Here is a 7990-nt window from a genome sequence, read left to right as displayed (position 1 = left end):
GCAAGCAAAGCCCCCAGACGGACTCGCTATATGAGGGCGGCCCGTCTGGGGGCTTTGCCCTCTGAACGACGGGTCAAAATCAAACGCTGAAACCGGGTCAGTTTTGAACGCTCATTGACAGCCCGCCAAAGCCAGTGGCTCCGGCCTTTGATCCGGATCACGACTTCATCAAGATGCCACTTGTCGACCGGTCGCGGGCGGTCACGCCGGATCTTGGCGGCAATTTGATGGCCAAACCGGTTCACCCAATCCCGGATCGTCTCGTACGAAACGCAGATGCCGCGTTCGGCCAGGAGGTCCTCGACGTCGCGCAGGCTCAGGGCAAACCGATGGTAGACCCATACGGCGTAGCCAATGACGCTTCGAGGAAATCGGAAGCCTTTGATCCGGGACAAATCTTCGATGTTCAGCATCACAGACAACTACCCTGCCGCTTCTGCGCCAACAACCTGACAATGCCTTTCCAGGTGATAGAACCGCGCCATGTTGTCCGCCGGCACGTGACGTTCGAAATGACCCCGCATGGCGCCCCCCGGCTTCTCAAAATTCTCCAAGAATAATGCCATACTATCTGCATGATGTGCAAAATATACGCTTAATGAATAGCACTGGCGGCTGTATCCAACTCGCTTCATTACACACGATAAGGTTCCATTATCACGTCTATTGTCGGACCGGCGAAAAACCGGCACTATCTCCGCCATGTCACGCCTCAATCGGGCATCCTGGCCGGATTGAGGCGTGACATGGAAGAGTCTTGACCCCGGGCTCCTGTCCGAGCGCGAGCGTATCAGCGCCGGCCGTCATCGTGCATGAGCCTTGGCACGTTCGGCAACCAATCTGGACGGTTGTTCCCAGAACAACCTTTCCGCTCCCGGCTTGGGCCCACAAAAAAGGCAGGCGGCCCGCAGGCCGCCCGCCCAGATCTCGTCCCACCCGGCCCCGAAAGGCCCACCGGATTAATTGTTTGTGGTAGTTGTGGTGGTGCCGTTTTCATCATCGTTGGAAAAGATCAGACCCAAACCCAGAAACCCCAATCCGAGACCGGTCGCGGCGGTGGGAGTCAGCGTGGAGGTGCCCAACACACCCTCCGAACCGGTGGAGGGTACAGCGCCGCGTGGGCATGTGACCTTGAGGTGGGTGACGCCTTGGATATCAACATAATCTGCAGACATCGGACGGACATCTGCGCCGCAGACCGAACGGCTAATCGCCGCATTCATCGCACCACCGTCCTGGGCCGATGCGATGGTCGGCATAATCATGGTACCGGCGACCAAGGTGGCAATCATCTTATTCATAATACAAAACTCCTTTATCCAACTTGGATACCTAGCGCAGGCACGGAACGCATCAACGCGCGGCATCGCCGGGCGCCCCCTCCGTCGGCGCCCCTCCGCCGACACGGTTTTCCGTCCATGGGGCGCGGTGTTTACTTCACCAACCCGCGCAGGCTCAGGCTCCTTGGCACGGGTCGTCCAGCATGAGAAAGCCGGCCAGGGCATTTGGCGTCCAGTCCGATCACCGGTCCAAGGCGCGGCGCGCAATCGCCTCGTCCATATCCGCAAGGGTGTCCGGCTTCTTGACCCTGACCTTCAGAAGATCGGCCAAGGCCATCACGGGCCGGCTGCGCAAAATCCATAGCTCGGTTCATCGCGGACCGGGGATCACAGTTTATCTCCCGACTACAGGCTCGGGGCCTGCCGACATCTCTTGGCAGGGCCGGTTGCCCTTCACCGTCACCATCGACTCTTGCCAGACAGCCCCCGGGCCAAAATACTTATACGCTTTACAAATGGCTCCTTCGCCTTACCGTTTCAGGAAATGCCCATGCCTCCCCTGCCCTCCCCCGTCCACACGCAGTTGAGCGAGACCGATCAAGCTGCGCTCATCGATCTCTATGTCCGCGGCACACCGGAGAACACGCTGCGTGCCTATGAGCGGGATCTGCTCTACATCACCCATTGGCGGCGGCTCGTGTTCGGGGCGGATCTGGTCTGGCCCGAGCGCGAGGAGGTCGCGCTCCGGTTCATTCTTGATCACGCCCGTGATCTCAACGCGGCGGAGCCAACAGACAGCGCCCGCATTGCCGGAGAGGCGCTGATTGCAGCCGGGCTGCGCAAGAGCCTCACCTGCCCGGCCCCGGCCCCGGCCCCGGCAACGCTCGACCGTCGCATCGCCTCCTGGCAAGCGTTTCATCGAATGAAGAACCTCACCTCGCCGTTCGAGGCTCCGATGCTGCGTCAGGCCCGTGCCAAGGCAAGGCGTGCCGCCGCCCGACCCCGAGCGCCGAAATCGGCCAAACCGATTATCCGTGACGTGCTCGAGCAGATGCTGGAGAGCTGCGGGCACGACATGCGTGGGACGCGCGACCGGGCCATCCTGATGCTGGGCTGGGCCAGTGGCGGCCGGCGCCGGTCAGAGCTCTCCGGGCTGCGTCGCGAGGATCTGTCGCTGGAAGAGTTCGAGGCCAAGGGGCTGATCTGGATCTACCTGCTGCAAACCAAGACTACGGGCCGAGAGGCAACGCCGCGTTTGGTGCTCAAGGGACGTGCCGCCAAGGCCGTGGTGACCTGGATCAGGGTGGCGGAGATTGGAGACGACCCGCTGTTTCGGCCGATCAGCAAATCAGGCCGCCCCCTGCCCCGCCCGTTGTCAGCCGATGGCATCTACCAGATCGTCAAGCATCGGTTGAAACGCGCTGGTCTGCCCCCAGAGATGGCCAGCCCGCATGGGTTGCGCTCCGGATTCCTGACGCAGGCCGCGTTGGATGGAGCACCGGCACAAGCAGCCATGCGCCTCTCGCTGCATCGTTCGATGGCCCAGGCGCAGCGCTATTACGATGACGTCGATATCGCCGAAAACCCGGCGACCGATCTGTTGGGCTGAGCAGCTTGTGATTGGGGTATAAGCGCCCTCATGGGGCGCTGGTCATTTGCCAAGTGGCACGGAGGATGTCGGATTGCGATCCAATCCCTCTCTGACTTACCTGTAGGTAAGATCATGTAGTATGTAGGCACCGGTCTAAATTTTCTGATGGCCGATTTGTGCGGTGAGCATCAGGCAGGGTTTTGGCGCAAAGAAATCCAGAAGTTCAGGAAAGCCAAAAACGCCGGATGATGGAAGTTGTCCGCGGACAACTTTCTCAGCGCTACTTAAAACCAAGTCGCCTTGTGAGCGTGTTTGGCTTCGATCTGCGTCCAAGGCTTTTAGCGTTGCAAATGGTCGTCAAGCCAACGCGGAAGCGGTGAAGTATTTGGTAGGAGAAAACCCGTCCAATCGGGGTTTAAACTCAAGGTGCGGTACTTTCATTGTTCAAGCTCTAGCTAGCCTCGGTTTCGACTCTGGTGTGGATCGAACGGAGCAGTGTCGCTGCGAAAATTTCCTGATGCAGGTTCTTCGATGAGGTCTTGCGCGAATGTTTCTGTCTTGTAGATCCAGTAGGGCAGGGAGCAAAGAGCTGTGGTACAGCCAAGTTGTCCGCGGACAATTATCGCTTGGGTTGGGCTAAATCCCCTGATCTGATGATAGCATCTCTCCAAACGTCTTAAGATTGTCCGCGGACAATTGTACCATGCGAAGCTGCATTCGAAGCAAGGTTGCCGTGGGTGAGAGCCAGGCGTCGAACTAGTTTGACTGGGTCAAAGCCGGCGCTTTTTGCACCGGTTGTGATGGATCTGAAATAGGCGCCGACCTGTCGAATGCGGTCATGGAACTGCATGATCGCCCAGACGGTCATGGCTGCGCCCATCGGTCCAAGACGATCTTGGGCTGCCTGATAGTTCTGGGCATCGATGCCAATCATCGGTGCGAGTGTCCTAGCGTGGGAGAGAACATCCAGAGGTGTGGTGATCTTTTCACAAGCAAATTGTGCTGCTTCAGGACAGGCGTGTACCAGTTCGGTGACAGAGATTGGTGGGGATGTTTCCGAGGGTTTGGGAATGGTTTTACCCTCGTCCTCTTCTCTATCAATATTTTCTTTATTTGAGTTATGATGGTGCCGGACATTTTGACCGTCGTTGTCGGTCAGTTTGTGTGTTTCAACAGTTGTTTTTCCACAGGGAATTTCACCCTCGGCAGGGACGTCTGAGAACTGAGCCAGAAGTTCTTCGCAGTCGGTTTTGCTCAGCTTCCGGCGAAGGGTGCGTTTGGCTGAAAGCGCCTCTTCGTTATCGGGATTGGCGAGAAGGACATAGTTCGCTGCCGCCCGAATCTTGCAGCGGAGATAAGCGATCTCCTCTTGTTGGCGAAGCGTCTTCGCAGCCAGAGCGGAGATTTCATGGATCCGCGCGAAGAGGGGAGAGAGATCAAGCCCGAACCGAAGCGCTTTGCCTTCGTGTGTGTTGTGCCGGGTATAGCGTTTTCTGTTCGGGCTATCCCGACGTTCGAGCAGACCGGCCTCTTGCAGAACGGCGACGTGACGTCGGATCGTGCGATCCGAAATGCCGTTGCGACGAAAGGTGAGGGTGGCGTTGGATGCGAAGACGGTGTTGTGGTTCCGCTTTGGCGGCAGGCAGGAAAGCATCGCATCGAGCGTCGCGATGACAGAGGCGCTTAGCCCCAAAAAGGGCGCAGCCCGACGCAGCGTCTCGACAACGATGTGCCGCTCTGGGACAGAGTTGTCCGCGGACAACTTTTCTTCCGGTCGCAATCCGAAGGATGCGGCAGCTTGAATGAATGCCATGTGTTATTCACGGCAACCTGACGGAAAAGGCCCCTCGATCACCGAAATCCGGTGATTTGGCCGCAATTCTTCGTTCAACCGAATCGGTTGGTCTTGACTGCGGCGGAGAAACTGGTACATCTGAAAGTGCAAAGATCAGATTGGGCTCTCCGGGGATTACCTTGGGGGGCTCTTTCTTTTACGGCTGCTGGTCGTGCTCCTTTTCTAGGGTTTCTGCTCGCTCGTCGGTCAGCCGGGTTTCCGGTTCGACCGCCACGCCTCGTATAGACGCGTCAGCTCGGTTTCTGCGTTGTCACGCATCCACCGGGCGAATTCTGGTGTGCCCGTTTTGGACAGCTTGAAGGTCAGAGCTCGCGCGGTCTCCTTTACCTCGGCAAGGGGGGTGCCGTCCTTCAGAGTGACCGATAGGGCAGGGGAGGGGGCTGCGCGGACGTCGCCCTCAATGGTCTTGCGCTCGATCAGCCTAGACACCGCCTCAACAACCGCGATGAAACGATCATCAGAGGTTTTCAACTTGTCCAGTTCGAGCCTTGTTTCGAACCCCTCAAGATCGAGGTCATGAGTCCTGATAAGTTCGGCAAGTTCTTCCCACCGCCGGCGCCCAATACCATGGGCTGAGCCGATGAACTGGATCACTGGTTCCGGTATCGCTTTCGCGACCTTGATCATGCGTGACAGCATGGGCCGGTCGATCGCAAGAGCATCGAGAATGATTGGCTGTTCATAGCCGGTCTTGGCCAAGTCAGCGGCAAACAGGGCTTTTTCGATGAAGCTTGGGTCCAGCCGTTGAGAGTTCTCCTGCCCTTGTGCCAGGACGGCTTCTTCGTCCGACAAGGATCTAACCAGCGCCTTTGCCGGCAAGCCAGCCAAGCGCAGCGCACGAAGCCTTCGCCGCCCGTAGACGATGCGATAGCGTCCGGGCCTGTTCGAGATTGGGCGCACCATGATCGGCACCTGTTGGCCGTGCGCTTTGATGCTCTCGGCCAATTCGGTGACATCGCCGTCGGTGAAGGAAAGACGGTCTTTGAAGCCATCGTCCTCGATGACGTCTACAGAGATGTCCCGCACCGCGTTGCTGGACAAGTCCTTGAGTGTCGATTTAACACCGCTCATGGCACCGGTATTTGGAAAGCGAGACTGGCTCTCTTTCTTGGGTGAGTCCGTCGGTGAAATTTCCGGTGGGGCAGGGGGCTTGAACAGGTTTCTACGGGCCATCAGTCGACCTCCCGGCTCCAGGCCTGTTGAATTGTACGTTCGAATTCATCCGCGAGGCCATTCACGCTCTCCAGAATGCGGTCGAGCGTTTTCTTGACCACCTGAGAGGGGGCGAGTTCATAGATCGTCTGCTGGGTCATGCCGGCGTCCGAAATCGCGGTGGACTTGAGCATCGCGGTGTTCAGAACCTGATCAAGTAGGATCGACCGAAGGAAGCCAGCCATTTGGGACTGCGGCACATCGGTTGGTTCGTATCGCGTGATCAGGTACTTGAGAAATGCCCAATCGACCGGCCCCGTTGCCTCTTCCAAGGTTTGGACGGTTTCTCCAGCCATTTCGAGGAATTGCGCCATAGAGGCGACGTCCAGCATGCTTGGAACAACGGTGATGAGGAGCCCGGTCGAGGCTAAGAGCGCCGTCATGGTCGTGAAACCAAGTTGCGGCGGGCAATCTATGATGACGAGGTCGTAGTTCTCTTCGATCTCGTCGAGGGCGATCGCGAGGCGCTGCGTGAACGGGGGGTCAATCTTGTGTTGCAGTGCATAGGCTGTCTCGGTCTCGTACTCCGACAGCAACAGCCCCGCAGGGGCAAGATCTAGGTTATGGAAATAGGTCTTGCGGACCACTTGGCTCAAAGGCACCGGATCTTCGTACTTCAGGGCATCGTAGACAGTGCCGCTTTCGGCGAACTCGATCTCGGGACGATAGCCAAACATGGTCGTCAAACTGGCCTGAGGATCCATGTCGACGGCCAGAACCCTGTAGCCCCTCAGTGCATACCGTTGCGCCAAGTGGATGGCGGTCGTGGTCTTGCTCGACCCGCCCTTGAAGTTCACGATAGAGATGATTTGCAGGGGATCCCCTTCACGGCGCCCGGGCAAGTAGGTCTCCCCATTGCGGCCGGTGCGCGCCATGATGTGGCGGATCTGGTCGATGTCTTTGGCAGAGTAGAGTCGCCGGCCTCGGGTGTCTGTTTCTACGTCCGGGAAACTCCCGTCCTGATGACGGGACCGGAGGTTTGACATGCTGATGCCGGTAAGTTCGGACACCTCGGAGGGATGGAACTTGCGCAGCATTTTCCGGCTATCGGGCTGAAAGCTGTTGCGCATATGGTTGTCCAACGCCTCTGAAAGCCGTGAGGCGTTCGCGGTGATGGATGCCGCGATGGAATTGGATGTGCCGACCGTCGAATTCATGCTGCCCTCGTGACCTCTTGAGTGGGTCTCCGTTGTTTTGTCGCCAAATCCCGTGATTTCCGCAATCTTGCGACAATGGAACTGATGACACGCAACTCTTAATCAGACAACAGTTTTTTGACTTGAACCTCGTGGTGGGGTTGCTGTGAAGTTGAAGTGATAGCTCCGAAATTACTGATAAGACTATGAAATTAAATGGCTTATAGCTATATTCCACATGTTATTGCAGTATGTTGTGGCTGCGCTCAGATCATCCCCAAGACTTGGGGTTTTCTTCAAACGGTCGAATCAGGTGGGAATCGGACGGTGTTTAGGTCCGACTTAGACTGATGGTCATGAGCAGGACCGGCCGTTCATATCCTGATTCTCAAAATGTTCACTGACGAAGAAACGTAAGCATCAGCTGAGCAGCACGTCGATTTCAGGTTGACGGCTGGAGGGCGAATGGCCTTACCAGTCTGGCTGGACGCCACCTACATCAAGGTCCGACGATCGGGGGGGTATCGTCAGCGTCGCGGCCATAGTGGCGGTTGCGGTCAATACTGACGGACGGCGTGAGGTTCTGGGCATCGCCATTCAGCCCAGCGAAGCCGAGGTGTTCTGGGACGAGTTCCTGCGGGTCGTGTCTCGAATCTGGTGGAAATTCTCCGGCGGCGTCCTCCGAGCATGGGGATTTGGGCCTGATCAAGCCGCGAGGTCAAGGCTGATCGGGGCGATGGGCTGAGCCAGGGTTTCCCAGCCATCCACCTTTCGCATTTGGATCTGACCCGATGTCATCAGCGCCCAGAGGAGCATCGGCACGGTCTCGGCGCAGGGCAACACGGTCTGGGTCTTGATGCGGCGGCGGAATTCCTCGTTCAGGCGCTCGATTGCGTTGGTGGTTCTGGCCGATTTC

The 7990-nt window shown here is 57.8% G+C and carries 6 protein-coding genes and 2 pseudogenes; 2 read left to right on the top strand and 6 right to left on the bottom strand.

Annotated features, from left to right (window positions below):
- Nucleotides 1–112: 112 nt before the first annotated feature.
- Both E1B25_RS21510 and E1B25_RS21505 read right to left on the bottom strand, forming a co-directional pair.
- Nucleotides 113–413 (bottom strand): annotated as a pseudogene (locus E1B25_RS21510) (IS6 family transposase); the annotation flags it as partial.
- Between the two features lie 546 nt (nucleotides 414–959).
- Complete coding sequence (locus E1B25_RS21505) at nucleotides 960–1301, bottom strand: hypothetical protein (RefSeq protein WP_132831622.1); 342 nt, start codon at nucleotides 1299–1301, stop codon at nucleotides 960–962.
- 529 nt (nucleotides 1302–1830) lie between these two features.
- Here E1B25_RS21505 and E1B25_RS21500 point away from each other — a divergent pair.
- Complete coding sequence (locus E1B25_RS21500) at nucleotides 1831–2889, top strand: tyrosine-type recombinase/integrase (protein ID WP_245510818.1); 1059 nt, start codon at nucleotides 1831–1833, stop codon at nucleotides 2887–2889.
- Between the two features lie 658 nt (nucleotides 2890–3547).
- Here the strand turns inward: E1B25_RS21500 and repC are convergent.
- The 3 genes from repC to repA all read right to left on the bottom strand — a co-directional run bounded on the left by repC (nucleotide 3548) and on the right by repA (nucleotide 7008).
- Nucleotides 3548–4684, bottom strand: coding sequence for a plasmid replication protein RepC (gene repC, locus E1B25_RS21495; RefSeq protein ID WP_132831620.1), 1137 nt, complete (start codon nucleotides 4682–4684; stop codon nucleotides 3548–3550).
- 228 nt (nucleotides 4685–4912) lie between these two features.
- Nucleotides 4913–5899: a plasmid partitioning protein RepB gene (gene repB / locus E1B25_RS21490; RefSeq protein WP_132831619.1), complete on the bottom strand. Its 987-nt coding sequence runs from the start codon at nucleotides 5897–5899 to the stop codon at nucleotides 4913–4915.
- Nucleotides 5899–7008 carry a plasmid partitioning protein RepA gene (gene repA / locus E1B25_RS21485; RefSeq protein ID WP_245510817.1) on the bottom strand — a complete coding sequence of 370 codons (1110 nt, stop codon included), beginning with the start codon at nucleotides 7006–7008 and terminating at the stop codon, nucleotides 5899–5901. Before repA ends, repB begins: the two co-directional genes overlap by 1 nt.
- 520 nt (nucleotides 7009–7528) lie before the next feature.
- On the opposite strand from repA, the pseudogene E1B25_RS21480 reads away from it, so the two are divergent.
- A pseudogene (locus E1B25_RS21480) lies at nucleotides 7529–7714 on the top strand (transposase); the annotation flags it as partial.
- 65 nt (nucleotides 7715–7779) lie between these two features.
- Here the strand turns inward: E1B25_RS21480 and E1B25_RS21475 are convergent.
- On the bottom strand, nucleotides 7780–7990 hold a 211-nt coding region (locus tag E1B25_RS21475), incomplete at its 5' end, for a transposase (RefSeq protein WP_206338611.1).

Source organism: Antarcticimicrobium sediminis, from assembly GCF_004348975.1.
Taxonomy (GTDB): domain Bacteria; phylum Pseudomonadota; class Alphaproteobacteria; order Rhodobacterales; family Rhodobacteraceae; genus Antarcticimicrobium; species Antarcticimicrobium sediminis.
This window is presented reverse-complemented; position numbering and strand designations above follow the sequence as displayed.